This is a genomic window from Pseudomonas sp. NFX5, from assembly GCF_049132125.1.
Lineage (GTDB): Bacteria > Pseudomonadota > Gammaproteobacteria > Pseudomonadales > Pseudomonadaceae > Aquipseudomonas > Aquipseudomonas marginalis.
The window spans coordinates 146,960-171,794 of the sequence record NZ_JAFMZG010000007.1 but is presented as its reverse complement, the minus strand read 5'-3'; the positions used below and the strand labels follow the sequence as shown (position 1 = coordinate 171,794).

The window sequence follows — 24,835 nt, the reverse complement described above, 5'->3', positions numbered from 1 at the left end:
CCATGAGCGACAGCATTCAACGCACCAGCGTCGGCGATTTCCCGATCTCGCAGACCGTCACCGTACCGGCGTCCGCCAGCCTGATCTTTGTCAGCGGGACCTTGCCGGACCTGGTTGATCCAACGGTTCCCGGGGTGTTTGGCAACACCGAAGTGCAAACGGTTTCGGTCTTCAACAAGCTGCGCCAGATCCTGCGCCAGCAAGACCTGGACCTGGGCGATATCGTGCAGTTACGGGTATTCCTAGTCGGCGCCGAGGAAACGGGCGGCAAGCTGGATTTCGCCGGGTTGCAGCGTGGGTATACGCAGTTCTTCGGCACCCCCGAGCAGCCGAACAAGCCCGCACGCACCGCGTTGCAGGTCGTGGCGTTGCCATTGCCCGGTGCACTGGTGGAAATCGAAGCCATCGCCGCCAGGACGGCGTGACAATCCCTCGCAAGTAACCCCCCCTCACAACCGCTTCCGGGCTTCGGCGTGACTGCGCCGAACGCCCCGGCGGGCGCCTGCCAGACAGCGTTTCCAACCTTCCTGAAGCCCCTCCCGCACAAAGATAAATCTTGTATTTAAACGCCTGCGACGTATTATCCAAGAAATGTCTTGTGTATATGCCTGAGGCTGGATTTCCCTTTCGACAAATACGGAGGTTTGAATGACTGTGGAGGCAGGGTTACTGGGTCACTCGATGTCAGTGTTCCTGGGCGTACAGGCCGTTGGCTTGAGCCTGTGGCTGAGCATTGCGGTGCTTAACAACTGGCAAGCGTTTCGCAGCTCGGTAGGCGCGGTAGGCGCGACCATGGCCATGGAGCCGTTGCGCCAGAGCCCCGCCATCGATATTCCCTTGCTGGTGCGGGCCGTGCGTTCACCCCGTCTGCACCAACTGGCGCTGCTGGTGGTGCTGGCCCTGCAACTGGTCGCTGCACTCGCGGCCTGGACCGGCAGTTATCACTTGATCCTCGGCGACGGCCTGCTGTCGGCACGGCCCTGGCTCAACCTCGCCCTGAGTGCGTTTTCGGCGTTTGTCTTCGCGATGCTGCTGGGGGGCTTGTGGTTCGGCTACTGGATTCGCCAGGAGGGGTTGCAACTGACTCACCTGGTGCTGTCGATCTGGGCGGTACTGGCCTTCTTCCTGTTCAACCACAGCTGGCTGTGAGCCGCGCGTAACGCACTCATCGTGATAAGGACGTCCATGAACAAGAAGAAGATAACCAGCCTGGTGTTGATTCCGGTGGCGGTCATCGCGGTGGTGATGATGTCGCGCGCGCCGTCCCAGGCCCAATCCGCCGATGCCCCCGCCAGCGCGTTGACCAAGGTGGCCCTGGGGGCAGTGCAATTGCGCCCGGCCAATGTGTATTTCGCCGGCGTCGGTGAGCTGGAAGCGGCCTCCCAGGTGCAGGTTTCCGCCGAGGTCGGCGGGCGGGTCACCTTGATCAACTTCGAGTCGGGCCGCCAGGTCAAGGCTGGCGAGGTGCTGGTCAAACTCAACGATGCCCCGGAACAGGCCGAGCAGTTGCGGCTGCAGGCCCAGGTGCGCAATGCCGAGATCATCCGCAAGCGCGTGACCGGGCTGGTCAGGGAAAACGCCGCGACCCAGGAACAGCTCGACAACGCCCGGGCCGCCCATGACATGGCCTTGGGCGAGTTGAAAAAAGTCCAGGCACTGATTGCCCAGAAGACTATCCGCGCACCCTTTGCCGGGGTGCTGGGGATTCGCCAGGTCAACGAAGGGCAGTACCTCAATGTCGGCGATCGCATCGTCAGCCTGGTCAACACCCAGGTGCTCTATGTCAATTTTTCCCTGGATGAGCAGCTCAGTCGCCGTCTGGTCGTCGGGCAAACCGTGGGCGTGCTGATCGACGCCTACCCTGACCGGGTGTTCAAGGCGCGGATCAGTGCCGTCGACCCGATGATCGGCCGCTCACGCACGGTGCAGGTGCAGGCCACGCTGGAGAGCCCGGACGCCCCCCTCAAGCCGGGCATGTACGCCAGTGTCAAAGTGGCCGATACCGAGGTGGCCGATGTGCTCACCGTGCCGGAAACGGCGGTGGCCTACACCGCCTATGGCGATACCGTTTTCCTTGCCCGCCCGGACCAGGGCGCCACGCTGGTGGTCAAGCGGGTGGCGGTGAAAATCGGCCAGCGCCAGGACGGTTGGGTCCAGATCCAGGAAGGCTTGCACGAGGGTGACCAGGTGGTGACCTCCGGGCAACTCAAGCTCAGTGACGGCATGGCGGTGCAGGCGACCGATGACACCCTGGCCCTGCCTGCGTCCAAACCGCCTGTGACGGGCATCTGATTCTTCGCCCAGAGAACGCTCATGACTTTCACCGATATTTTCGTTCGGCGGCCGGTGCTCGCGCTTGTCGTCAGTATTCTGATCCTGCTGCTGGGGATCATGTCCTTGTTGCAGCTGCCGATCCGCCAGTACCCGATGCTGGAAAGCTCCACCATCACCGTGACCACCGAATACCCCGGCGCGTCATCCGACCTGATGCAGGGCTTCGTCACCCAACCGATTGCCCAGGCGGTGTCATCGGTGGAAGGCGTGGATTACCTGTCGAGTTCGTCGGTGCAGGGGCGCAGCGTGGTCACGGTGCGCATGGAGCTCAACCGTGACTCGACCCAGGCCCTCACGGAAGTCATGGCCAAGGTCAACCAGGTGCGTTTCCGGCTGCCGGAGCAGGCCTATGACCCGGTGATCGAGCGCTCGTCCGGTGAGTCGACGGCGGTGGCCTATATCGGGTTCTCCAGCCCGACCCTGTCGACCCCGGCCTTGACCGATTACCTGGCACGGGTGGTGGAGCCGGTGATGAGCACCATCGAGGGCGTGGCCAAGGTCCAGGTGTTCGGCGGGCAAACCCTGGCGATGCGTCTGTGGATCGACCCCGCACGGCTGGCTGCGCGCGGCCTGACCGCCGCCGATGTGGCCGACGCGGTGCGCCGCAACAACTACCAGGCGGCGCCGGGCAAGGTCAAAGGCCTGTTCGTGGTCGCCAACCTGCGGGTCAATACCGACCTGACCAACGTCAATGAATTTCGCGATTTGGTGCTGCGCAACGATGGCAACGGCCTGGTGCGCCTGAAGGACGTCGGTACCGTGGAGCTGGGCGCGGCGTCCAGCGAAACCAGTGCCACCATGGACGGCGTTTCGGCCGTGCACCTGGGGTTGTTCCCGACGCCCGGCGGCAACCCGCTGGTGATCGTCGACGGTATCAAGAAACTCCTGCCGGACGTGCGCAAGACCCTGCCGCCGGACGTCAAGGCCGAGCTGGCGTTTGAAACCGCGCGCTTTATCCAGACCTCCATCGACGAGGTGATGAAGACCCTGCTCGAGGCCTTGCTGATCGTGGTGATCGTCATCTACCTGTGCCTGGGGTCGTTGCGCACGGTACTGATTCCGGTGGTGACCATCCCCTTGTCGATGCTGGGGGCCGCGGCGCTGATGCTGGCGTTCGGTTTCAGCCTCAACCTGTTGACGCTGCTGGCGATGGTGCTGGCCGTGGGGCTGGTGGTGGACGATGCGATTGTGGTGGTGGAGAACGTGCACCGGCATATCGAGGAGGGCAAGACCCCGGTGGCGGCCGCCCTGGTCGGTGCGCGGGAAGTGGCGGGGCCGGTGATCGCCATGACCATTACCCTTGCGGCGGTGTATGCGCCCATCGGCATGATGGGCGGCCTCACGGGGGCGTTGTTTCGGGAGTTCGCCCTGACCCTGGCCGGCGCGGTGATCGTGTCCGGCGTGGTGGCGCTGACGTTGTCGCCGGTCATGAGCTCGTTCCTGCTGCAGTCCAAGCAATCGGAAGGGCGCATGGCACACCTGGCCAACCGTTTCTTCGACGGCCTGGCCCTGCGTTATGCCAAGGTACTGGACCTGTCGCTGCGGCATCGCTGGCTCAGCGGGCTGTTTGCCTTGCTGGTGATGATCAGCTTGCCGTGGCTGTACCAGTTGCCGCAGCGGGAGCTGGCGCCCACCGAGGACCAGGCCGGGCTGCTCACCGCCATCAAGGCGCCGCAACATGCCAACCTGGAATACGTCGAGCGCTTTTCCACCAAGCTGAATGAGGTCTATGGGCGCCTGCCGGAAACCGTCAGCACCTGGATCATCAATGGCAGCGACGGCATCGCCTCGAGCATTGGCGGCATCAACCTGACGTTGTGGGGCGAGCGCGAGCGCACCGCCGCGCAGATCCAGGTCGACCTGCAGGCGGCCACCAACGATGTGGAAGGCACCAGCATCTTTGCCTTCCAGTTGCCTGCCTTGCCGGGCTCCACCGGTGGCCTGCCGGTGCAACTGGTGCTGCGCAGCTCCCAGGATTACCGCGTGCTGTACGAAACCATGGAGCAGATCAAGCAGAAGGCCCGCGACAGTGGGTTGTTCGCCGTGGTCGACAGTGACCTGGACTATAACAACCCGGTGGTACAGGTGCGGGTGGACCGGGCCAAGGCCAACAGCCTGGGGATCCGCATGCAGGACATCGGCGAATCGCTGGCGGTGCTGGTGGGGGAAAACTATCTCAACCGCTTTGGCCTGGAGGGCCGCTCCTATGATGTGATTGCCCAGAGCCCGGGCAGTGAGCGACTGACGCCCGAAGCCCTGACCCGCCAGTATGTGCGCACGGAAGACGGCACGCTGATTCCGCTGTCGACGGTGATCCAGGTGTCCGAGCACGTCGAACCCAACAAGCTGACCCAGTTCAACCAGCAGAACGCCGCGACCTTCCAGGGCGTGCCGGCGGCCGGGGTCACCCTGGGCGACGCCGTGGCGTTCCTGGAGGGCGTCACCGCCGAGTTGCCCGTAGGGTTCAGCTACGACTGGCAATCCGATGCGCGGCAGTACACCCAGGAAGGCAATGCGCTGCTGCTGGCGTTCCTGGCGGCGGTGATCGTGATCTACCTGGTACTGGCGGCGCAGTACGAAAGCCTGATGGACCCGCTGATCATCCTGATCACCGTGCCGCTGTCCATCAGCGGCGCGCTGATTCCCCTGGCGCTGGGCTACGCCACGATCAATATCTACACCCAGATCGGCCTGGTGACCCTGATCGGGCTGATCAGCAAGCACGGCATCCTGATGGTCGAGTTCGCCAACGCCCTGCAGGCCCAGGAACACCTCGACCGTTCCGAGGCGATACGCAAGGCCGCGCAGATTCGCTTGCGGCCGATCCTGATGACGACGGCGGCCATGGTGGTCGGCCTGGTGCCGCTGCTGTTCGCTTCGGGTGCCGGGGCCAACAGCCGCTATGGCCTGGGGGTGGTGATTGTATCGGGCATGCTGATCGGTACCTGCTTCACCCTGTTCGTGCTGCCGACGGTCTACACCCTGCTGGCCCGCAAGCATTCCCTGGCGGCCGCGACCCCACGGGCCCAGTCCCTGGCGCAAACCCTGAGGAGTGAACCATGAAGTCCGGCAAAACTGTCACCACCGTGCTGGCGCTGACGCTGCTCAACGGCTGCATGGTCGGGCCGCATTACGAAAAGCCCGTAACCCCGCCGATCAGCCTGGTCACCGCGCAAAAGGCCTTGTTCGCCCAACAGGCGCCCGTGCAGGCCCAGTGGTGGTCGTTTTTTGACGACGCCGAGCTCGATCGCCTGATCGACACGGCGCTGGCGCATAACCATGACATCCGCCAGGCCCAGGCCAACCTGCTGGCCTCCCGCGCGGTGTTCGATGACCGCCGGCTCGACCAGTATCCCGGCGTCACCGCCCGTGCCGCCTATGGCCGCAGCCTGGAGCAGCAGTTGCCGTTCGACGGTGGGCCACCGGAGCGGATGCTGTCGCAGACCTATCGCGCCGGCTTTGATGTGCAGTGGGAGATCGATGTGTTCGGGCGTTTGCAGCGCCTGACCGCATCGGCCATGGCACGTTCCCAGGCGGCGCAGGCGGACCTGGCGCTGATGCAGTTGAGCATCGCCGCCGACGTGGCGCGTTATTACTACGAGCAGCAAGGCTTGACCCGCAGCCTGGAAGTGGCCCAGGCCCAGGTCAGTGCCTGGCGCGAAACGCTCACGCTGACCAGCGCTCAGGTGCGCGCCGGCAGCGGTCAATTCGAGGATCAGCAAAACGCCCATGCCAACCTGCTGCTCAGCGAGGCGGCGATTCCACCGTTGCTGACGCGGATCCAGGAAACCGGTTATCGCCTGGACGTATTGACCGGCCAGCCACCGCGTCAACGGCAGGCCCTGGCCAAGGCGCATTTCCTCGCGCCCCTGGCCCGGCAACTGCCCTTGGGCGATGTCGACCAGTTGATCCGCAATCGTCCGGATGTGGTCAGCGCCGAACGCCTGCTGGCCGCCAGCACCGAAGACGTCGGCGCCGCCACGGCGGACTTGTACCCACGCCTGAACCTGGGCGGTTTCATTGGCTTCTTCGCCCTGCGTGGCGGCGACCTGGGCAGCGCGTCCCGCGCGTATGAGCTGGCGCCGTCGGTGGACTGGCCGGCGTTTCGCCTGGGCAACGTGCGCGCACGCCTGCGCGGTTCCCAGGCCCAGGCCAAAGGTGCCCTGGCGCGCTATCAACAGTCGCTGCTCAAGGCCCAGGAAGATGTGGAAAATGCACTGATGCGCCTGGCGCAGGACCAGACCCGCCTGGGCGCCTTGCTGGCGTCCGCCACCCATGCCGAGCAGGCGATCGACATCGCCAGCAAACGCTACCGCAGCGGTTCGGGCACCTACATGGCGGTGCTGGAAAACCAGCGTGCGTTTTTCCTGATCAAGAAGGACGTGGCCGATGCCGAGACGGCGTCCTACCTCAACGCCATCGCGCTATACAAGGCGCTGGGCTGGGGCAGTGGCGGTGCGCAGCAGGCTCAATCAGCGGACAAACCATTGGCCAGCAACTGAGCCTTGAGATCGGGCCGGTAGTTACGTGCATACGTGCGGCCCACGGTGCTTGACCAGGACTGGCCGTCCGCACGGCCGATGATCTGCCAATGGCGCATCAGGTGCTGGTCATAGGCACTGATCGCCGGTGCCAGCGCGGCCGGGTTGTAGCGCTCGTCGTGACGGAAGGCTTCGATGCCCATGCGCGGTTTCTGCGCCGCCGGCTCGTGCACATGACCCAGGGCCAGGCCGCACAGGGCGAAGGTCTGCTCGGGCAGCCCGAGCAGCTCGATCATCGCCTCGGCGTTGGCACGAATGCCGCCCACCGGCACCACGCCCAACCCCAATGAACGTGCGGCGATCATCAGGGTGCTGAGGATGATGCCGCCGTCGGTGCTGGCGGCGATCAGCCCTTCCAAATGCCGCTGGATTTGCTGTTGCTGGCCATTGAGCGCGGCACCGACGGCGGTCTTGTGAAAGTCCACCACCAGGGTGATAAACACCGGTGCCGACGCGATCCAGGGCTGGCCGCCGGCTATTGCCGCAATGCGTTGGCGGGTGCCTGCGTCGCGCACGACCACCACGGAAATATGCTGGGCATTGAAGGACGTCGGCGCCAGGTGGCCGGCCCGCAAGATGGCATCCAGGTGTTCGTCGCTGACGGGCGTGGGTTGGAAGCTGCGCTCGCTGCGGTGGTTGGCGAGCAAGTCGATAGTCGGGGTCATGGCCTTATTCCTTTAGGGCGGTTGGTGTGGGGCGGTCAGGTGCGCGGTTGGATGTTATAGACGCAACGCCGGTCCCCGGAGATCAGGTGTTCGCAGCGTTCGACAAGGGTGTCGTCACCCATGGCTGCACGAAATATCTGCAGCTCCGAGCGGCAGAAACCCTGGCATTTGCGCGCGGCGGCGCAGATCGGGCAATGGTTTTCGATCAGCAGCCAACCTTCACCTGCGGGTTCCATATGCGCCATATAGCCGGCGAGTTCGCGGATGCGCACCAGGATGGCGACTTTTTCTTCCAGGGATGAGGCTTGCGAACACGCCTGGACGTATTCCTGGCGGTTGGTCGCTTCCATGCTGGTGATGATTTTCTCGATGCCGTCACTGCCGAAAACCCCCTCGATGGATTCGATCAGGTGCAGGGTCAGCACACTGTGGGAATCGGGGAATTTGTTCTGCGCAGTGTCCGTCAACGCCCACTTCAACGAAGGGCGGCCGGCCCCGGAGGTGGGTGCCGAAACGCCGACGATCAGTTCCGATGCCTGCAACTTCTGGATTTGTTGCCGGGTTGCCTCAAACGTGAGTTCCAGCAGGGACGCCAGTTCGGTGGTTTTCAACGGGCCACGGGTCTTGAGCAAAAACAGGATGCGTTCAGCGGTGGATGACTGGGTATCGTCGGCAGGTCTGGAGGTCATAAATCGCGTGTAACCATGGGGAGTGAGGGCATCACTGGAGTTCGTCGACCTTTGGCGCCATCCATTGCGTAAGGGGTAGTGGGCATGAGCATAGTCATTTTTGCTGCTCAGGAAAATAATAAATAAATGGAATCAATAGGTAATTATAAATAGCAAATAATTATAAAAGGTTTGCCTTGCTTTTGTAGGGCTTACGACTAGGATCGTAGCTAGCTTTTTGGAAGCTGCTCGTAAACATTCATTTGCACACGACTCCGGACCGTTAAAAAACACGCTGCGTCCCAAGCACTCATCGCTCGCCGACGCCAGTGAAGACAAAAACATTCAAGGAAGAGAATCTGTATGAATGCGCAAAAGCCGACGACCATCTATGAGCACGCCGATGAAGTAACCGCTCTGTCCAGCGTGGTCGACCTGGTGAAACTCTCCGACCAGTATCGACAATCCGCCATCCTTCACTTCGCCGTAGCGCAGCACCTCTTCGATCACACCGCCCGCCCGGCTACCGCCAACGCGATCAGCCAGCAATTGGGCTGGGTGCCCAATAAGGCGAAGATCTTTCTCAATGGCCTGGTCGCCCTGGGCCTGTTGAAAAAGTCCGCCGACACCTATACCAACCAGCCCCTGGCCGAGCGTTTCCTGGTCAGCCGCAGCGCCGAGTTCATCGGCCCGATCATTGCCCACCAGCGCTTGCAGTGGCAGAACTGGCCACGCCTCGGGGAAATCCTGAGCAGCGCCGAGTCCATGGATTTCCAGCAGGAGAACCGCTTCAAGCACGACATTGCCGCACGTGATGCCTTCAACGATGCGATGGTGCGCTTCAGTCAACCCATGGTCGATGTGCTCAAGGAATTGCCGGTGTTCGATACCGCCAGCAAGGTCATCGACCTGGCCGGTGGACACGGCACCTATATCGCCGAAATTGCTCGGCGGCACCCTCAGGTCCAGGGCGAAATCTGGGACTTGGCCGCCACGCGCCAGTCCGCCGAAAGCACCGTCGAGAAGTACCAGTTGGCGGGGCGCCTGACGTTCAAGGAGCGTAACCTGCTGGACCTGGCCCGCTACGAAGGTGAAAGCGCCGACGTGATCATGGTCAATGATTGCCTGCACTATTTCACCCGCGAAGAAACCAGCACGCTGATCCGCTCGGCGGCCCAATTGGTCAACGACGGCGGTTCGTTGCTGGTGCTGAGCATGACCCTGGAAGACGATGAAATTCACCCGGCGCTGTCGGCGGATTTCTCCCTGCACATGATGGTCAACACGGTGCACGGCGAACTGCATCCCACCCGCTGGATCGCCGAACAGATGGTTGCCCAGGGCTTTGAGGTGGTCCAGGAGCCTATCGGGCGCTACAGCCTGTTGATCGGTCGCCGCACTGAGGGGAGGGTTGCCTGATGCTGCGCTTTATTACCTTGTACAGCTCCGACACGGCCGCACAACTGAACGGCTTTCTCGAGCCGTTGAACACCTGCGCGAAAGCCGCCGGTTTTGAACTGTGCGCTGCCGTTGAGGGCGCGCAGTTACCCCAGGCCGACGGGTTTATCCTGCTGGTGTCGGCGGCAGACAGCCTCGATACCCTCACTGCCCGGCTCGCGGCATTGGCCGATGGCTACCACAACAAGGCGGTCAGCATCGTGCGCCTTGCCGAAGGCAGCGCCGGGCAACCTGCCGGCGATCCGCTGAACGCGGCATTGCTGCAACGCACGGCCTGTTTCATTTACCCCCATGGCCTGGCGATCACTGACGCGGGCGTATCCACGGACACGGTGAAAAACTGGCTGGCCGGTTTCTCCAAATTCGCCGCCGCGATCAAAATGTGGCGGTCCCTGGAAGGCGTATCCATCGAGGCGGCCGCGCTGGAATCCCAGCGTCCGCAACTGACCCACATCAACATCCTCACCCGTAACCTGGAAGCCTCCCAGGCGTTTTATCGCGACATCTTCGGCGCCCACTATTGCTACAACCTGGGGCCACGCAAAGTGGTGATGGAGTTGAACGGGTTCGACTTCTTCATCGAGCACAATCCCGACTTTGTCTACCCGCCGGGCTACCACATCGGCATTCGTGCGCTGCCGGAGGATGTCAAGCGCATCGCCGACAAGGTGGCTGCCGACGACAACATCACCCTGGTCAAGGGCAATGGCCCCGCGCCGGGTTATCACCACGGTCCGGACAACGTCCGCACGGCCGTGTACTTCGAAGATCCCGATGGCCTGGTGGTTGAGGTGTACTCCACCGAAATCGAGATGATCGAGACCAATCGAAGGTTGCTGCTCGACCGACTCTGATACCTGACTGATCCACACGCCGAGCGGTTTCGCGCTCGGTCGTGGATGTGTTCGCTCGGAATAAAGGTGTACCTATGACGAATCAATACGGTTGGCATTGGCCGACGCTGCCGAGCCCTTTGCCAAAGAACGTGTCTGATCGGGTATTGATGGGCTACCCGCAGGCTTACGTCGAATATGAACTGACCCGGCAAATCGCCGACGCCACCGGACAGCTGATGAGTGCGCCCATCGAACAACTGCTACGGGTGGTCGAGTCGGTTGCCGAACCCCTGGTGAGGCGTATCGCCGCCGGTGAAGTGCTGGGCTACAAGGGCGACCCGCGCATCGACGTGTTCAGCCCCGCCATGTGCGACGTTCCTGCCGCCCAGGTCGAGATCGGCCTGGAGCCGCAGCGCGTCGATGCGGTCATGACCGCCTACGCCGGGCTGGGCCTGGACCGCAGTTGGATCGAGAAAGAAACCCCCAACCATCGGGTCGACCTGGCGAGCTTTCGCATCGGTCGCTACCCGGTCACCAACAGCGAATATCGCGCCTTCCTGTTGGATACCGGTTATCCGTTCCTGCCGACCGGCTGGGCCTTTGGCCGCTTTCCCCAGCACCAGGCCAACCACCCGGTCTACAGCGTCAGCGACGTGGATGCCGACGCCTACGCCAAATGGCTGAGCCGACGCACCGGGCGGGCGTTCGCGCTGCCCAGCGAAGCACAGTGGGAATACGCCGCGGCAGGGCCGCAGCGCTCTCAGTTTCCCTGGGGCGAAACCTTCAATGTCGAGTACGCCAACACCATCGAGTTGGGGTTGCTCACGTCGACACCCGTCGGGGTGTTCCTCGAGGGCGCCTCGATGTTTGGCGCGCTGGACATGGCCGGCAACGTGGAAGAGTACGTTGCCGACGATTATCGGGCCTATCCGGGCGGGCCTGAGATCAACGATGACCTGGTGCTGGATGTTGGTAGGCACCGGGTAGCCCGTGGCGGCAGTTTCACCCGCTTCAGGGATCTTGCGCGCAATCAGCGCCGACATGGACGTTATCCAAGACCCATCTATGTCATGGGATTCCGTTTGGTAGAAAACCACTCTGGCCAGAACGCGACACTTCCATAGAGGCTATGCCATGGACACTCCAGTAACGCTTCATACGCAAGTTCCCATCTCCATTCTTGGCGGTGAGGTCAACGCCCACTTCTACGGGTTCAAGGGCTTTGACAAGAACAATGAACACTTTGCCGTCAGAGCCGGTGAGCCCGATGCCGATGTGCCCCTGGTGCGCGTGCATTCCGAATGCATCACCGGTGATGTATTCGGTTCCCAGCGCTGCGATTGCGGCCCGCAGCTGCAGGAAGCCCTGAAGGCGCTCGATGCCGAAGGCGGCTACCTGATCTACCTGCGCCAGGAAGGTCGCGGTATCGGCCTGTATTCGAAGTTCGAAACCTACCTGCTGCAAGACGCCGGCATGGACACCTACGAGGCCAACGTGAAGCTCAACCACCCGGAAGACTCGCGCAGTTTCGCCCCGGCGGTCGCCATGCTGAGGGCCCTGGATGTGCATCGCTGCCGGCTCCTGACCAACAACCCGGACAAGGTCAAGCAGTTGCGCGATGGCGGGATCGACGTGGTCAGCTCAGTGCCGACCGGGGTGTTCCTGACCAAGCACAACCACAACTACCTGCGATCAAAAGTCAGCAAGTCGAGCCACACCATCAAGCTTTGATTTCATTCTCCAGGAAAAGGACTTTTCGATGAGACACATAGGCCCTATCAGCGGCGTCGCCGCCCATGCTGGTGAGTTCATCGCCACCGCCGGCTACGACAACCAAGTCATTCTGTGGAACGCCCAGACCGGGCATTCGATCCACCGTGTCAGCCATGACCACCTGGCCAACCAGTGCGCGTTCAGTGCCGATGGCAAGTACCTGGTGAGCGCCAGCAGCGACTACACCGCCCGCGTCTGGGAAGTGCCGAGCATGCGCCTCAAGGCCGTGCTGTCGGGGCATGACGACGACGTGGAAATGGCGGTGTTCTCGCCGGACGGTGCGTCGATCGCGACCTGCTCGCGCGATCATCAACTGCGCCTCTTCGACCTCGACGGCAACCTCAAAGGCACCTGTCGGGGGCATCAGGCCGATGTGATTTCCGTGGTCTGGTCGCCGGATGGCAAGCGCCTGATTTCCAGCAGCGACGACGGCACGGTGCGCCAGTGGGACACCAGCACCTTCGAGCAATGCGATGAAGTCGACATCGGCGGCGTCGAGACCGATACCGTCGCCATTACCCGTGCCGGCGTGGTGTTTGCCGGTGACGATGAAGGGCGCATCTCGATCATCCATGGGGGCGAGATCCGCTCCATTCCTGCCCACGACGCCGGGATCAAGCGCATTGTCTGGAACGACGAAAAACAGCTGCTGGTGACCTTGAGTTATGACCGCCTGGCGATCCTCTGGCGCTTCGATGGCACCCAGCTGGAGCGCCTGCGCAGCACCAATTTGCCGAGCATCGTCTGGCCGCGCAGCTGTGCGTTCGTCGGCAGTGACGCCTTGGTGTTCGCCACCTTCGGCTCGCGCTACGCCACCTGGGATTATGAACACGATCAGTGGACCGTGGACGGTATTCAGCCTGCGGTGAGCATCAACGCTGTGGTGACCACCGAGGGCGGGCAATACAGCATCGGTGACGCGGGCCTGCTGTTTCGCGATAACCAGCCCGTGAGCGGCGTCGGCAGCCTGTGCAACTTCCTGCTGCCGTTCGGTTCGCTGCTGCTGACCGGTGGGCAGATGGGCCAGGTGTTCGATGCCCTCAGCGGGCGCCTGTTGTATCAGCATCGCTCGCCGCTCAATTGCGGCACCACGTTCCAGCGCAATGGCCAGCTTCATGCACTGATCGGAACCTACACCGGCGAAGGCCTGGTGTTTGTCATCGCCGGCGATAACAGCCTGGAACTGGTGGCGTCGATCCCGATGCACGACAACGCGATCAAAGGCGTGGCCGCCAACGAGCATCACTTGTTCAGCGTGTGCGCCTCGGCCGCCGCCGCCCTGCACAATATCAGCGACTTCAGTTGCGCGCGGCATATCGAAAATGCCCACACGCGCATCTCCAACGGTTGCTGCCGGGTCGACGGCGGTTTCGCCAGCATTGGTCGCGACCTGAAACTGCGCCTGTGGCTGGAGTCCGGTGACGAGGTCTATGACACGCCGCACCGCAATTCCATCAAGTGCATTTGTGCCTCGGCCGACGGGGAAGTGATTGCCACTGCGAACTACAGCGGCACCATCGCGCTGTTCGACTTGCCCAGCCGTTCCTGGCAGCAAGTACAGCGTCCCACCGCCAGTGGCATCTCCTGCATCACCCACAGCGTGGCCAGTGATGACTTCCTGGCCAGTTCCTACGATGGCCAGATCTACGGGATTGCCACCCGTCGCGCCTCTTGACCCAAGGACCGCCTGATATGAGCAAGCAAGCGCAATTCATGGACGTATCGACGTACCGCCGGGCGCTCGACACCTCATTTGTCCACCGCTACAGCCATGGTGAAGATGAGTGGTCCTGGGACATCGGCATGGCCAAGGCCGCCCGGGTTTTCCTCGAGGCACTGGGGCCGACGCCGGACCAGCACATCCTCGACGTGGGCGTCGGCCGTGCGCGGGATGCCTCGGAGTTCATCCTGGCAGGGCACCGGGTGACCGGCCTGGACATCGTCGAGAATTCCAGCTGGCCGCTGCTGCGCAAACGCTGGGGTGAGCGTCTCAGCCTGGTGTGCAGCGCCCTGCAGGATTGGCAGCCACCGGCGGGGGAGGCGTTTGACGGTGTACTCGACAATGGCTGCTTCCATCACCAGCATCCGGATGAATGGGACCGTTACCTGGCCAATATCCGCCAGTACGCGCGCCCTGGCGCGCTGATCGGGCTCAACGTCTTCGGCGTCGACGCGAGCAATCCGGAGCCGGGCTGGCGCGAGATGGATAACCAGCGTCAAGGTTATTTCTTCACCGAACAGGGCGTGCGCGACACCCTGGAAGCGTTTGGTTTCACCTGGCAGGACCTGGTGGTGATCGAGCGCCAGCATGGCGAGGCGGTGTACCTGTTGGCGCTGGTTCGCACATGAGCCTGGCGCTGGCGCGCGACATGCACTTCATGCGGCTCGCCCTGAAACTGGCTGACCGCGGCGCCTTTACCACGGCGCCGAACCCGCGGGTCGGTTGCGTGATCGCCAAGGGCGACCTGCTGCTTGGCCAGGGCTGGCACGAGTGGGCGGGGCAGGCACACGCCGAAGTCAATGCCCTGCGCGAGGCGGGCGTCGATGCGCGGGGCGCCACCGCCTATGTCACCCTGGAGCCGTGCGGCGGTCATGGGCGCACGCCGCCCTGTGCCGACGCGTTGATCAGGGCCGGGGTGGCGCGGGTGGTGATCGCCAGTGTCGACCGCTCCCAGCATGAGCATCATGGCGTTGAGCGGCTTGAGGCGGCGGGGGTGCTGGTCGAACACTTGCCGTGTCCGGAGGCGCGCGAGTTGAACCAGGGGTTTTTCTCGCGTACCGAGCGTAAGCGGCCGTGGCTGAGGGTCAAGCTGGCCATGAGCCTGGACGGGCGCACGGCCCTGGGTAACGGGCAATCCAAATGGATCACTTCGCCCGAGGCCCGGGACGATGTACAAGTGTGGCGCGCCCGGGCCTGTGCGGTGCTCACCGGCAGTGGCACGCTGCTGGCGGACAACCCGCGCCTGACGGTGCGCCTGCCCGACCCGCACACGGCGTTTTCCGCGCCGCTGCGGGTGGTGCTCGACCAGCACCTCAAGGGCGATGCCAATGCCCATGTGCTGGATGGCGCGGCACCGACCCTGGTGTTTCATGGGCCCGGCGTCCAGCCGTTGCACCCGCCACCTGCGGGTGTGCGTTTCCGGCAGGTCGGGGTGGACGGCGAAGGGCTTGACCTGCGAGAGGTCATGACGGTCCTGGCTGAGGAGGGGTGCAACGAAGTCCAGGTCGAGGCCGGCCCGGTATTGTGTGGCGCCTTTGCGGCGGCAGGCCTGGTGGATGAATGGCTGGTCTACATCGCCCCGCTGTTCCTGGGCAGTGATGCACGGCCGTTGCTGGCGCTGGATGGCTTGACCGATCTGGGCCAGGCGCAACCCTTGTCGATCATCGAGCAGTGCCTGGTGGGGGCGGACATCCGGGTGCGATTGCGCCCGGTCGCCGCCCCGGCGTGATTATTTGCGGCAGGTCAAACCGATCTGCAGGCTGTTGCGCTCGAACAGCTGCCAGTACCCCGCACCCATGGAGGTGCGGCTGTGTTCACTGATCAGCGGGGCGACCCAGGTGAGCTGGTTGAAACCGGCTACCCGTGCGGCTTCTTCGTACACGCCTTGCTCCCAGCGATAGTAGGTAAAGGGTGCGGGGGGCGATGACATGAACTGCGCGTTGCAGCGGAACCCGCCGGCGACCGGGGTTTCATCGAACACCTCAATCCCATAGCGAGTGAAATTGCCTTTTCGCAGTTCGAACGACGGGTTGGCGGTGTAGGCCACCAATTGACCGCCGGGCTTCAGGTTGTCGGCCGCCGACTGAAACATCTTGCTCAGTTCGTCGACACTGCTGGCATAGTTGAACAGCCAGGCCGCCGTCACCATGTCGTAGGCGCCGATACGGCCCATCTTCGCCACGTCCCGTACTTCGTAGGCGATACCGTCGTTGGCTTGCCGCGCCTGGTAGATCATGTTTTCGGAAATATCCACGCCATGCACCTTGGCCGCCCCCCAGTCCTTCAACTGGCGACTGAAGAAGCCATGCCCACAGGCCAGGTCCAGGATACGCAGGCCCTCGACATTGCCGACCATGCTACGGAAGGTGTCGACCTCGACCTTGCGTTGAGAGGCCCTGGCGGTGAAATCCTCGAACTGTTCACTGATGCGTTCGTACACTTCTTTGGATTCTTTCATCTGCATGCCACTCCTTCGAATATGCGGGCTGGGTGATGAGCAAGCCTTGGTGGTTTTTTATGCAAGGTATTGCTTGCGATATTAGGCGCAACGCCTCGATTTAACAAACGGCTTAGTGGGCGGTGCTGCTCGATCGGGTCAGTCTGCTGATGGGAGAGCGTGGGGTTGATTATGCGCTTAGGGAATGTTCGGCATTGTTTTGATCATTATTTTTAATGATTAGCATAGATCCACAAAGCATTTCACAAGCCTGCCGGCGGGCATTATGGTCCTTCTCCACAGGTCAGCGTCGCTGCCATCCACGGAGGAGTATCGTGATGTCCCACTTACCCCGGCAACTCAGGTTCGGTGCCATCCTCACCGGCGTCGGCACCGCGCAGAACGAATGGCTGCACCCGCAAATCCCCGGCGACGCCAGTGTGGACATCAATTGGTACCGCACCCAGGCGCAACAGGCGGAAGCAGCGAAGTTCGATCTGGTGTTCATCGTCGACAGCCCCTACATCACCCCGGATTCGGCGCCGCATTTTCTCAACCGCCTGGAGCCGCTGACCCTGCTCTCGGCCGTGGCCGGTGCCACTTCGAAGATCGGCCTGGTGGCCACCCTGACCACGTCCTATACCGAACCCTTCAACGTCGCCCGCCAGTTTGCCTCCCTGGACCTGATCAGCGGCGGCCGCGCCGGCTGGAACGTGGTCACCACCGGCCTCGAAGGCGCGGCCGGCAACTTCGGCCGTGAGCAGCATATCGACCACACCGAGCGCTATCGCCGCGCCGCCGAGCACCTGGAGGTGGTGCAAGGGCTATGGGATTCCTACGAAGACGACGCCTTCGTGCGCGACAAGGCCAGCGGCGTGTTCCTCGACCCGCAACGCCAGCATCGCCTGGACCACCATGGCGAGTTCTTCTCGGTGACCGGGCCGTTGAATATCGCACGCTCAGCCCAAGGCCAGCCGGTGATTTTCCAGGCGGGTATTTCCGAATCCGGACGCAGCCTGGCGGCCAACTATGCCGAGGGCATTTTTGCCGGCGTGGGCAATTTCGAGGACGCCCAGGCCTACTACCGCGACATCAAACAACGCACCGCCGCCGCCGGACGCAACCCCGATCACGTGACCATCCTGCCGGGCATTTCGCCGATCATTGCCGACACCGACGAACAGGCCCAGGCCATCGACCGAGAACGCAATGGCGAGCTGGATTTGAACAAGGCCCTGGTGCAGTTGGGGCGACCGTTCAACTACCACGACTTCAGCCAGTACCCGCTGGACGAGCCCTTCCCGGACCTGGGCGACCTGGGCAGCAACGGCTATCGCGGGCATGCCGAAAACATCAAGCAAGTCGCCCGCGACCAGCGCCTGACCCTGCGCGAGGCGGCGTTGCGTTTTGCCAAGCCGTTTTCCAGCTTTGTCGGCTCGCCCAAGACCGTGGCCGACGAGATCGAACGCTGGTTTGTGGAAGGTGCGGTGGATGGGTTCAATATCCACGTCGGCGCGCCGGATGACTTTGCGCGGTTTACCGACCAGGTGCTGCCGTTGTTGCGTGAGCGTGGGTTGTTTCGCAGTGAGTACAGCCACAGCACGTTGCGTGGGCATCTGGGCTTGCCGGTGCCGGTGAATCGGCATACGGCGGCAAGGAGCGAGGCGGCCTGAGAGTCACCACCATTTCCAGCGGCCCTGTTGTTTCAGGGTCGCGATAATGACTAGGCGTTTGTGGCGTAACTCCACCGACTTTTGCCGCAGTTCGCGGCAGCGGTTGCTGTTGAGGATGAGCAGGCCGACAAGTGGGCAGAGCAGGGCCAGTGCATAGAGATAGGTATTGGGGCGCCAGAGGATGGCGGGGAGGGATATCAGCAGGCAGAGGAGGTAGATCGCGACGTTTATCCAGACCCAATGGATGCGGCCGTAGAGCACTTCGTATTTGGCCAGGGCGAATACTGCGCCCAAGCCCGCAGCGCTGAAAAAGCATGTCTTGGCGACAAACTCTACGGGGTGAGTCGGCAAATACGTAAGCATCGCCAAGATCGTTGTCAACGCTATCGAGAAACATCCTGCCAATGCATCACCTCCAATCACGGGCATGAACCGCTTGAGGAGTTGCCAAGGATCCTCAATAAAGAGTGATGAGTAATATTGGCCTTTTATCTTCCGTTGTTGGCTCACTGGTTAACTTCCTCGTAGATACCCAACGCCAGAGTTCTTACGTTTCCAGAGACTGTACTGCTGGTAAAACCGAGCAAGGCCGCAGCTATATCCATTTTGTGTGCGGCATTAGCACGCTGCATTTGAATAGCGCTGATACGTTTGGCCACATTGCCGGAGGCTTTTTCCAGCTTGAGCAACTTGGTTGTTAGTCTTGGATCTCGGATTTTAAGCAGCTCATTGTTCAATTTTGTCCGTTCTTGCCGTGTCATCCCTCTAAGCACTTGCCTAGCTGTTTTTCCGGTTACTTTTGTGGTCGTTGTGACGACTTTCACGGTGACGAATGCCGAGCTGGCAACACCCATCAAAGCAATACCGTCCAACACTGCTGTTGCGGCCTCATACCACGTCTCGTTATCCAAGTAGTCATTAACCTCTGGAAAGGCTAACTCCGATGCTGTACGTAAAGCGCCACCGATGCATTGAACTGTACTTGCAACGGCAGCAGCTTTACCGATAAACGAAATTATCGAGCTAGCCCCAGCTGTAAAAGGCATCAGCGCAGCCCCACTCGCAATGACCATCCAACTCAACACTACTCCGGTGCATGCAATTGCCGTATTTATAGCTTCCACCGCCATCCTCGACTCCCGAGGCTCATGCTCCAACATCCGCTTGAACTCCACCGGCCCCACATACCTCGGCGCTTCCCGCAGCACCACCTTGATTGGCCGCACACTGCAAATCGCCTGGAACTCACGCAGTACCACCACGTTGAAATCCCCATCGATATACACCACCCCCGCGCCGATCAACGCCGGGTCGGCGTCTATGGCGAAGAACAACCGCCGCAGGTCGAGGCTGCTTTCAATGCGTTGGCGTGTAGTGCGGTGGGTTGATGGGAAGCCATCCTTGAACAGGGCGACGGTCATTCCTGAACTCCTTTTTTGGGAGTTGAGAGAGTAAAGACGCCGCGACTGGGATGAGTGTCGGAAGCTTCGCCATTTGCAGTCGGGCACTTCCTGATGCGACGTTGACGTCTTGTAGGCCCGCTCCCGATTGAGGAAAAGTGCGCCCCACGTCACTTCCGGCGGACCACAGGACAAGGAGCCAACATGGCAGTCGATATGTTTTTGAAACTGGGCGATATCAAGGGTGAATCGCGGGACCAGGCCCATCGTGACGAGATCGACATTACCAACTGGGGCTGGGGTTTATCGCAAACGGGCTCGATGCATTCCGGCACGGGAGGCGGCTCGGGCAAGGCCGACTTTGCCAACCTGAACCTGACCAAACCCCTGGATAAATCCAGCCCCAACCTGATGATGGCCTGCGCCACCGGCAAGCATTACCCCGAAGCCAAATTGGTGGTGCGCAAGGCCGGCGGAGCCAGTCCGGTGGAATATCTGGTGATCACCTTGAAGGAGGTCATGGTGGTGTCCTACAGCACCCGCGCTGAAACGGCCGATGATGTGCTGTACGACAGCATCGCCTTGAACTTCGCCACCGTCGACGTCAGCTATCAGCCGCAGAAGGCCGATGGTGCCAAGGACGGCGGGCCGGTGAAGTTTGGCTGGAATATCCGGCAGAACGTCAAGGTGTGATGCGCTGAGAGGGCATAGGTATCTACACAACCTTTCAAACCCTGACACATCTCCCTGTGGTGAGCGGGCTCGTCCCGCGCTGGGCTGCGAAGCAGCCCCAAAACCAGCCTCTACAGAGTGTCTGATACACCGCGTTCTTCTTGACTGGGGCTGCTTCGCAGCCCAGCGCGGGACGAGCCCACTCACCACCAGAATGCGGTCGCCTGAAATTGTTTATGCAAGACTCAAGATTTTAGAGTGAAAATTTAACCCTTTAAAATCAATAGGTTATTTTGAGCTTGATAAAGGCCCATCACTCATTCGCCAAACCCGACAATCGCCTTGGTTTCCAGATACTCCTCAAACCCCTGCACCCCATACTCCCGCCCATTCCCCGAGCGTTTGTAGCCCCCAAACGGCGCCATCGGATTCCACGCCGGATGGTTCAGGTGCACCTGGCCGGCGCGTATACGCGAAGCCACCGCTCGCGCAAGATCAAGGTCCTGCCCCTGAACGTGGGCGCCCAGCCCATAGACCGTATCGTTGGCGATGGCGACGGCTTCATCCACCGTCTCATAGGCAATGATGCACAGCACCGGCCCGAATATTTCCTCCTGGGCAATGCGCATGGCGTTGTCCACGTCGGAGAAAACCGTCGGCCGTGTATAGAAGCCCTTGTCAAAACCCGCCGCCCGTCCCGGCCCACCGCACACCAGTTTGGCGCCCTCGTCGAGGCCGGCCTGGATCATGGTCTGGACGCGATGGAACTGGGCTTCGTTGGCGATCGGACCCAACTGCGTCTGTTCCGATTGCGGGTCGCCGACGATCAGTGCATTCGCGGTAGCCGCCGCCAGGGCTTCGACTTCGGCCAGGCGGCTTCTTGGCACGATCATGCGGGTCGGCGCGCTGCACGACTGGCCGACGTTGCGAAACGCCGACATCACCCCCAGCGGCACAGCCTTGGCGAAGTCGGCGTCGGGCAGCAGCACATTCGGCGACTTGCCCCCCAGTTCCTGGGTGACCCGCTTGACCGTCGGCGCGGCCGCCTGGGCAACCAACGCGCCTGCGCGGTTGGAGCCGGTGATGGAAATCATGTCGATATCCCCATGGGCGGCCATGGCCGCGCCGACTTCGGCACCGCTGCCGTTCACCAGGTTGAATACCCCAGGCGGCAGGCCGGCGTCATGCACCAGTTGCGCAAACAGCAGGGCGCTCAATGGCGACAGTTCGCTGGGTTTCAACACCACGGTGCAGCCGGCGGCGATGGCCGGGGCGACTTTTGCGGTGATTTGATACAGCGGCCAGTTCCACGGCGTGATCAGCCCGCACACGCCGATAGGCTCGCGCTCGATTGCGGTGCCGCCTTCCACGGTCTGGAAGCGATAGCTGGACAACAGGTCACGGGCGACCCGCACGTGTTCGGCCGCCAGCGGCACTTGCATCGCCCGCGCAAAACCGATGGCCGTGCCCATTTCCAGGGACAGCGCCTGTGCCAGCTGCTCTTTGCGTTCAAGGATCAGGGCGTGGATTTTCCCCAGCACCTGGGCTCTCGCAGCCGCCGGGGTTGCTGACCAACCGGCGAACGCCCCGCGTGCCGCCGCAACGGCCCGGTCGACATCCTCGGCAGACCCGCGTGCCACCTCGGCAACCACGGCTTCAGTGGCCGGGTTGACCACCGGCAGCGTCGCCGGGATCGCGGGGGACGTCCAACGCCCGTTGATGTAAAACTGGTGAGCCGTTTGCGCATCAACGCTGTAGCTGTTTGAAGATTGAGTTGTCATCCAACTGGCTCCCTGGAGCGGTAATAGGCGTTGCAAACAGCACGGCCCGGTGTCCGGATAAGCTAGCAAAAGCCTCCCGCGCAAAGATGCCGTTATTCAACGCTGCAAGGGATAATCTGCTGAATCCGGCAGGCGGGTGAGGCTCATATGAGTTTTCCTGTGGTGGGGGCGTTTGCCGGCACCGTCGAAGGTTGGGTAAAGCGCCGGATATCGAACGGGCTGATCAAGGTGCTGGTACTGCCGGTGCTGATCAGTTCGGCCATCACATCCCCCACGCCCGGGCCGAGCTGGAAGCCGTGGCCGCAGAAGCCGAAGGCATAAAACAGCCCGTCCACGCTGCCGCTGGGGCCCATCACCGGCAGGGAGTCGGGTGTGTAGCTTTCGATGCCGCTCCACACGCGGATGATGTTCAGTTTCTCGGCGCCCGGTAATAGCCGTTTCATCTGGCGCATCTGGTTGAGCAGGCTCTCGGGCTTGAAAAACGCGCGGCGGTTGAGCATGTCCGGCGTGCAGCGGGCGCCGCCACCGATGATGATGTTGCCGCGCGGGATCTGGCGGAAGTAGATCACCTCTTCCTTGATCTTGGTGAACACACCGATCACGGTTTTCAGCGCATAGGGCACCGGTTCCGTCACCGACATCTGCGGGCCGTTGGGCTCCAGCGGCACCGGCTCGCCGAAGCGCTCGGACAGGCGCGCGGCCCAGGCACCGGCGGTAATCAACAGTTGCTCGGCAACAAACAACTGACCGTCGGTGGTGGTGACGTGGAACAGGCCGTTGACCTTTTCCACGTCGGCGACTTCGGTTTTTTCCTCGATTCGCGCCCCGAGGCGCTGTGCGGCGCGGGCAAACGCCGGCGCGGCCAGGCGAGGGTTGGCGTGGCCGTCATGGGGCGCGTAGGAGCCACCTTTCACCTCGGGGCCGAGGAAACCGAAACGCTGGTGCAACTCGGCGCCGCGATAGATTTTCAGGTCCAATTGCGCGGCTTCCGGCGCGGCGGCGTAGGCCTCCAGTTCGGCGATTTCATCTTCGCGATAGCACACGCGCATGTGGCCGCTGGGGATGAATTCCAGGTCGTCGTCGATCAGCTCCGGCAGGCGCTTCCACAGTGCCCACGAACGATTGGACAGCTCCAGTTGCCCCAGGTAGCGGCCCTGGCGGCGCACATTGCCGAAGTTCACACCGCTGGCGTACTGACCGATCTGGTCGCGTTCCAGCAGCGTGACCGAGCAACCGCGGCGGCGCAGGAAAAACGCCGACGAGGCGCCCATGATGCCGCCACCGATGATCAGCACAGCGCTTTTTTGCGGGTTCATGCAGGCTGCTCCTGTGTGGCACGGGCCACCGCTTCGATTTCGATCAGGTAGCCATGGTGCAACACCGGCACGGGCACCACGGCGCGGGCCGGTTTATGTTCACCCAGGTAGCACGCGTAGATCCGGTCGAAGGCGGGCCAGTGTTCGATGCCGACCACGTAGACCGTCACTTTGAGCAGGTCACCGAGGCTCAGGCCCGCTTCACCGAGGATCGCCACCAGGTTATCCAGGGCAAGCGAGGCTTGCACCGCGAACGGTTGCCCGGCGCTGTGCTCGCCATTGGCGCGTACCGGCAGTTGCCCCGACACATACAGCACGCCGCCGTGTGCCACCGCCTGGGAATAGTGCCCGCCCGGCGGTGCCGCGTGGGGGCTATGAATCGAGTGGATGCGATTACCAGCCATGCAGGCGACTCCAGGTGTGCACGCTGCCATCGGCCTCCACCGCGTGATAATCCGGGAACTGCGCGCCGGTGGCACAGGCATGGTTGGGCAGGATGCGCAGCCGACTGCCGATGGGGAAGCGCGTGACAAGCACGTCACTGTTGGCCGCGCCCAGGCTGACGATGCCGTGTTCCTGGTTGGCAGCGCTGACCCGTGCGCCGTCGATCCAGTCGCCCGCTTCGCTGCACACTTGGCCGTAACCGAAGTCCTGGCGCTGGTGCTGGGTGCCACGGTCACGGCTCATGGCCATCCAACCGGCGTCGGTGATGATCCAGCCTTTGTCCGGCTGATGGCCGATCACGGTGGTCAGTACGCTCAGCGCCAACTCGTCGGCCTGGCACACGCCGATGTTGCGCATGACCAGGTCGAAGAACACATATACACCTGCGCGCACCTCGGTGACGCCGTCCAGGTTCAGCGCCGAGAGGGCCGTGGGAGTGGAGCCGATGCTGACCTCGGGGCACGCCAGCCCGGCTGCGCGGAGGGTGTCTGCGGCGTGTACGCAAAGTACGCGTTCCTGTTCGGCCAGCGCTTGCAGGGGTTCAAGGCTGTCCAGCTCGTAGCTCGAGCCGGCGTGGGTCATCACGCCACGCAGGTGCAGGCCGCCCTCGCTGAGGATGCGGGCGACGTCGATAAGTACAGGGTCCTGCGCGGCCAGGCCGGAGCGATGGCCGTCGCAATCGATTTCGATCCACACCTCGAAGCGTGCGTCATGCTGCTGTGCGAAAGCGACGATGGCCTCGGCGCCCGGGACGCTGTCGGTGAGCAGGCTGAGGTTGCAGCCTTTGCGCCACAGGGCCAGGGCCTGGGGCAGTTTGCCCGGGGCGATGGCCACGGCGTAGAACACATCGCGGATGCCGGCGGCGAAACAATGCTCGGCTTCCTTGAGGGTGGACACTGTGACACCGCTGGCCCCGGCGGCGATCTGGGCGTGGATCACCGGCAGGCACTTGCTGGTCTTGATATGCGGGCGCAAACGCACGCCCAGGCTGTTCATGCGCTCTTGCATGCGCTGGATATTGCGCTGCATCTGCGGGATGTCGACGAGCGCGGCGGGCGTGTCGAGGGAAGCAATCGGCGTGGACATGGCGGAACTCGTGTGGCGGGGGACAGGCTGC

At 62.4% G+C, this 24,835-nt stretch carries 23 protein-coding genes; 14 read left to right on the top strand and 9 right to left on the bottom strand.

The annotated features are described in order from the left end of the window. Positions 1-2 precede the first annotated feature (2 nt). The 5 genes from J1N02_RS03250 (at position 3) to J1N02_RS03230 (ending at position 6,836) form a co-directional block, all read left to right on the top strand. The gene (locus J1N02_RS03250; protein WP_027607428.1) at positions 3-425 is read left to right on the top strand and encodes a RidA family protein; all 423 of its coding nucleotides are present in this window, start codon (positions 3-5) and stop codon (positions 423-425) included. Positions 426-648: 223 nt separating this feature from the next. Beyond that, a complete protein-coding gene (locus J1N02_RS03245; protein WP_043293747.1) occupies positions 649-1,149 on the top strand; it encodes a DUF2165 family protein in 501 nt (166 codons plus the stop codon). A 36-nt stretch (positions 1,150-1,185) separates the two neighbouring features. After that, positions 1,186-2,292: an efflux RND transporter periplasmic adaptor subunit gene (locus J1N02_RS03240; protein WP_092354840.1), complete on the top strand. Its 1,107-nt coding sequence runs from the start codon at positions 1,186-1,188 to the stop codon at positions 2,290-2,292. A 21-nt stretch (positions 2,293-2,313) separates the two neighbouring features. Next, positions 2,314-5,397 (top strand): MexW/MexI family multidrug efflux RND transporter permease subunit, encoded by a 3,084-nt coding sequence (locus J1N02_RS03235; RefSeq protein ID WP_027607431.1) that lies wholly within the window; start codon positions 2,314-2,316, stop codon positions 5,395-5,397. Beyond that, entirely contained in the window at positions 5,394-6,836 is a 1,443-nt protein-coding gene (locus J1N02_RS03230) for an efflux transporter outer membrane subunit (protein WP_421147142.1), read from the top strand. Before J1N02_RS03235 ends, J1N02_RS03230 begins: the two co-directional genes overlap by 4 nt. On the opposite strand, the gene J1N02_RS03225 is transcribed toward J1N02_RS03230, so the two are convergent. Then, complete coding sequence (locus J1N02_RS03225; RefSeq protein ID WP_027607433.1) at positions 6,803-7,540, bottom strand: nitroreductase family protein; 738 nt, start codon at positions 7,538-7,540, stop codon at positions 6,803-6,805. The two genes, J1N02_RS03230 and J1N02_RS03225, sit on opposite strands and share 34 nt — an antisense overlap. A gap of 35 nt (positions 7,541-7,575) precedes the next feature. Continuing rightward, complete coding sequence (locus tag J1N02_RS03220; protein ID WP_027607434.1) at positions 7,576-8,229, bottom strand: helix-turn-helix transcriptional regulator; 654 nt, start codon at positions 8,227-8,229, stop codon at positions 7,576-7,578. A 342-nt stretch (positions 8,230-8,571) separates the two neighbouring features. Between J1N02_RS03220 and J1N02_RS03215 the strand changes: the two genes are divergently transcribed. From J1N02_RS03215 to ribD, 7 genes are all read left to right on the top strand, one after another. Beyond that, complete coding sequence (locus tag J1N02_RS03215) at positions 8,572-9,627, top strand: class I SAM-dependent methyltransferase (protein WP_027607435.1); 1,056 nt, start codon at positions 8,572-8,574, stop codon at positions 9,625-9,627. After that, a complete protein-coding gene (locus J1N02_RS03210) occupies positions 9,627-10,520 on the top strand; it encodes a VOC family protein (RefSeq protein WP_098479053.1) in 894 nt (297 codons plus the stop codon). The genes J1N02_RS03215 and J1N02_RS03210 overlap by 1 nt, the downstream gene beginning before the upstream one ends. Positions 10,521-10,594: 74 nt before the next feature. Next, complete coding sequence (locus J1N02_RS03205) at positions 10,595-11,626, top strand: formylglycine-generating enzyme family protein (RefSeq protein WP_421147141.1); 1,032 nt, start codon at positions 10,595-10,597, stop codon at positions 11,624-11,626. A gap of 10 nt (positions 11,627-11,636) precedes the next feature. Beyond that, on the top strand, positions 11,637-12,233 hold the full coding sequence (gene ribA / locus J1N02_RS03200; protein ID WP_027607438.1) for a GTP cyclohydrolase II RibA: 597 nt from the start codon (positions 11,637-11,639) through the stop codon (positions 12,231-12,233). A gap of 28 nt (positions 12,234-12,261) precedes the next feature. Continuing rightward, complete coding sequence (locus J1N02_RS03195) at positions 12,262-13,950, top strand: WD40 repeat domain-containing protein (protein WP_027607439.1); 1,689 nt, start codon at positions 12,262-12,264, stop codon at positions 13,948-13,950. Positions 13,951-13,967: 17 nt separating this feature from the next. After that, positions 13,968-14,624 (top strand): SAM-dependent methyltransferase, encoded by a 657-nt coding sequence (locus tag J1N02_RS03190; protein WP_027607440.1) that lies wholly within the window; start codon positions 13,968-13,970, stop codon positions 14,622-14,624. Then, positions 14,621-15,724 carry a bifunctional diaminohydroxyphosphoribosylaminopyrimidine deaminase/5-amino-6-(5-phosphoribosylamino)uracil reductase RibD gene (gene ribD / locus J1N02_RS03185; protein ID WP_227432255.1) on the top strand — a complete coding sequence of 368 codons (1,104 nt, stop codon included), beginning with the start codon at positions 14,621-14,623 and terminating at the stop codon, positions 15,722-15,724. The genes J1N02_RS03190 and ribD overlap by 4 nt, the downstream gene beginning before the upstream one ends. Here ribD and J1N02_RS03180 read toward each other — a convergent pair whose 3' ends face one another. After that, positions 15,725-16,453 carry a class I SAM-dependent methyltransferase gene (locus J1N02_RS03180; RefSeq protein ID WP_092355469.1) on the bottom strand — a complete coding sequence of 243 codons (729 nt, stop codon included), beginning with the start codon at positions 16,451-16,453 and terminating at the stop codon, positions 15,725-15,727. 317 nt (positions 16,454-16,770) lie between these two features. On the opposite strand from J1N02_RS03180, the gene J1N02_RS03175 reads away from it, so the two are divergent. Beyond that, positions 16,771-18,105: an LLM class flavin-dependent oxidoreductase gene (locus J1N02_RS03175; protein ID WP_092354828.1), complete on the top strand. Its 1,335-nt coding sequence runs from the start codon at positions 16,771-16,773 to the stop codon at positions 18,103-18,105. A gap of 3 nt (positions 18,106-18,108) precedes the next feature. Here J1N02_RS03175 and J1N02_RS03170 read toward each other — a convergent pair whose 3' ends face one another. Both J1N02_RS03170 and J1N02_RS03165 read right to left on the bottom strand, forming a co-directional pair. Next, positions 18,109-18,615 (bottom strand): hypothetical protein, encoded by a 507-nt coding sequence (locus J1N02_RS03170; protein ID WP_098479054.1) that lies wholly within the window; start codon positions 18,613-18,615, stop codon positions 18,109-18,111. After that, on the bottom strand, positions 18,612-19,526 hold the full coding sequence (locus tag J1N02_RS03165) for an NAD synthetase (RefSeq protein WP_098479055.1): 915 nt from the start codon (positions 19,524-19,526) through the stop codon (positions 18,612-18,614). The genes J1N02_RS03170 and J1N02_RS03165 overlap by 4 nt, the downstream gene beginning before the upstream one ends. A 183-nt stretch (positions 19,527-19,709) precedes the next feature. On the opposite strand from J1N02_RS03165, the gene J1N02_RS03160 reads away from it, so the two are divergent. Next, positions 19,710-20,198 carry an Hcp family type VI secretion system effector gene (locus tag J1N02_RS03160; RefSeq protein WP_065948050.1) on the top strand — a complete coding sequence of 163 codons (489 nt, stop codon included), beginning with the start codon at positions 19,710-19,712 and terminating at the stop codon, positions 20,196-20,198. A 296-nt stretch (positions 20,199-20,494) separates the two neighbouring features. Here the strand turns inward: J1N02_RS03160 and J1N02_RS03155 are convergent, their stop codons facing one another. From J1N02_RS03155 to J1N02_RS03140, 4 genes are all read right to left on the bottom strand, one after another. After that, the gene (locus tag J1N02_RS03155; RefSeq protein ID WP_421147140.1) at positions 20,495-21,958 is read right to left on the bottom strand and encodes an aldehyde dehydrogenase family protein; all 1,464 of its coding nucleotides are present in this window, start codon (positions 21,956-21,958) and stop codon (positions 20,495-20,497) included. Between the two features lie 143 nt (positions 21,959-22,101). Continuing rightward, positions 22,102-23,274, bottom strand: a complete 1,173-nt coding sequence (locus J1N02_RS03150) for an NAD(P)/FAD-dependent oxidoreductase (RefSeq protein ID WP_421147139.1) — start codon at positions 23,272-23,274, stop codon at positions 22,102-22,104. Next, on the bottom strand, positions 23,271-23,678 hold the full coding sequence (locus J1N02_RS03145) for a RidA family protein (RefSeq protein WP_405125598.1): 408 nt from the start codon (positions 23,676-23,678) through the stop codon (positions 23,271-23,273). The genes J1N02_RS03150 and J1N02_RS03145 overlap by 4 nt, the downstream gene beginning before the upstream one ends. Beyond that, on the bottom strand, positions 23,668-24,804 hold the full coding sequence (locus J1N02_RS03140) for a DSD1 family PLP-dependent enzyme (protein ID WP_421147138.1): 1,137 nt from the start codon (positions 24,802-24,804) through the stop codon (positions 23,668-23,670). Before J1N02_RS03140 ends, J1N02_RS03145 begins: the two co-directional genes overlap by 11 nt. Positions 24,805-24,835 lie beyond the last annotated feature (31 nt).

Bases quoted from the DNA above. Each gene is read 5' to 3' on its own strand.
- J1N02_RS03210 (WP_098479053.1), top strand. From the start codon at position 9,627: ATGCTGCGCTTTATTACCTTGTACAGCTCCGACACGGCCGCACAACTG.
- J1N02_RS03160 (WP_065948050.1), top strand. From the start codon at position 19,710: ATGGCAGTCGATATGTTTTTGAAACTGGGCGATATCAAGGGTGAATCG.
- ribD (WP_227432255.1), top strand. From the start codon at position 14,621: ATGAGCCTGGCGCTGGCGCGCGACATGCACTTCATGCGGCTCGCCCTG.
- J1N02_RS03155 (WP_421147140.1), bottom strand. From the start codon at position 21,958: ATGACAACTCAATCTTCAAACAGCTACAGCGTTGATGCGCAAACGGCT.
- J1N02_RS03225 (WP_027607433.1), bottom strand. From the start codon at position 7,540: ATGACCCCGACTATCGACTTGCTCGCCAACCACCGCAGCGAGCGCAGC.
- J1N02_RS03140 (WP_421147138.1), bottom strand. From the start codon at position 24,804: ATGTCCACGCCGATTGCTTCCCTCGACACGCCCGCCGCGCTCGTCGAC.
- J1N02_RS03165 (WP_098479055.1), bottom strand. From the start codon at position 19,526: ATGACCGTCGCCCTGTTCAAGGATGGCTTCCCATCAACCCACCGCACT.
- J1N02_RS03230 (WP_421147142.1), top strand. From the start codon at position 5,394: ATGAAGTCCGGCAAAACTGTCACCACCGTGCTGGCGCTGACGCTGCTC.
- J1N02_RS03195 (WP_027607439.1), top strand. From the start codon at position 12,262: ATGAGACACATAGGCCCTATCAGCGGCGTCGCCGCCCATGCTGGTGAG.
- J1N02_RS03250 (WP_027607428.1), top strand. From the start codon at position 3: ATGAGCGACAGCATTCAACGCACCAGCGTCGGCGATTTCCCGATCTCG.
- J1N02_RS03190 (WP_027607440.1), top strand. From the start codon at position 13,968: ATGAGCAAGCAAGCGCAATTCATGGACGTATCGACGTACCGCCGGGCG.
- ribA (WP_027607438.1), top strand. From the start codon at position 11,637: ATGGACACTCCAGTAACGCTTCATACGCAAGTTCCCATCTCCATTCTT.
- J1N02_RS03145 (WP_405125598.1), bottom strand. From the start codon at position 23,678: ATGGCTGGTAATCGCATCCACTCGATTCATAGCCCCCACGCGGCACCG.
- J1N02_RS03235 (WP_027607431.1), top strand. From the start codon at position 2,314: ATGACTTTCACCGATATTTTCGTTCGGCGGCCGGTGCTCGCGCTTGTC.
- J1N02_RS03180 (WP_092355469.1), bottom strand. From the start codon at position 16,453: ATGAAAGAATCCAAAGAAGTGTACGAACGCATCAGTGAACAGTTCGAG.
- J1N02_RS03240 (WP_092354840.1), top strand. From the start codon at position 1,186: ATGAACAAGAAGAAGATAACCAGCCTGGTGTTGATTCCGGTGGCGGTC.
- J1N02_RS03150 (WP_421147139.1), bottom strand. From the start codon at position 23,274: ATGAACCCGCAAAAAAGCGCTGTGCTGATCATCGGTGGCGGCATCATG.
- J1N02_RS03175 (WP_092354828.1), top strand. From the start codon at position 16,771: ATGTCCCACTTACCCCGGCAACTCAGGTTCGGTGCCATCCTCACCGGC.
- J1N02_RS03215 (WP_027607435.1), top strand. From the start codon at position 8,572: ATGAATGCGCAAAAGCCGACGACCATCTATGAGCACGCCGATGAAGTA.
- J1N02_RS03245 (WP_043293747.1), top strand. From the start codon at position 649: ATGACTGTGGAGGCAGGGTTACTGGGTCACTCGATGTCAGTGTTCCTG.
- J1N02_RS03220 (WP_027607434.1), bottom strand. From the start codon at position 8,229: ATGACCTCCAGACCTGCCGACGATACCCAGTCATCCACCGCTGAACGC.
- J1N02_RS03205 (WP_421147141.1), top strand. From the start codon at position 10,595: ATGACGAATCAATACGGTTGGCATTGGCCGACGCTGCCGAGCCCTTTG.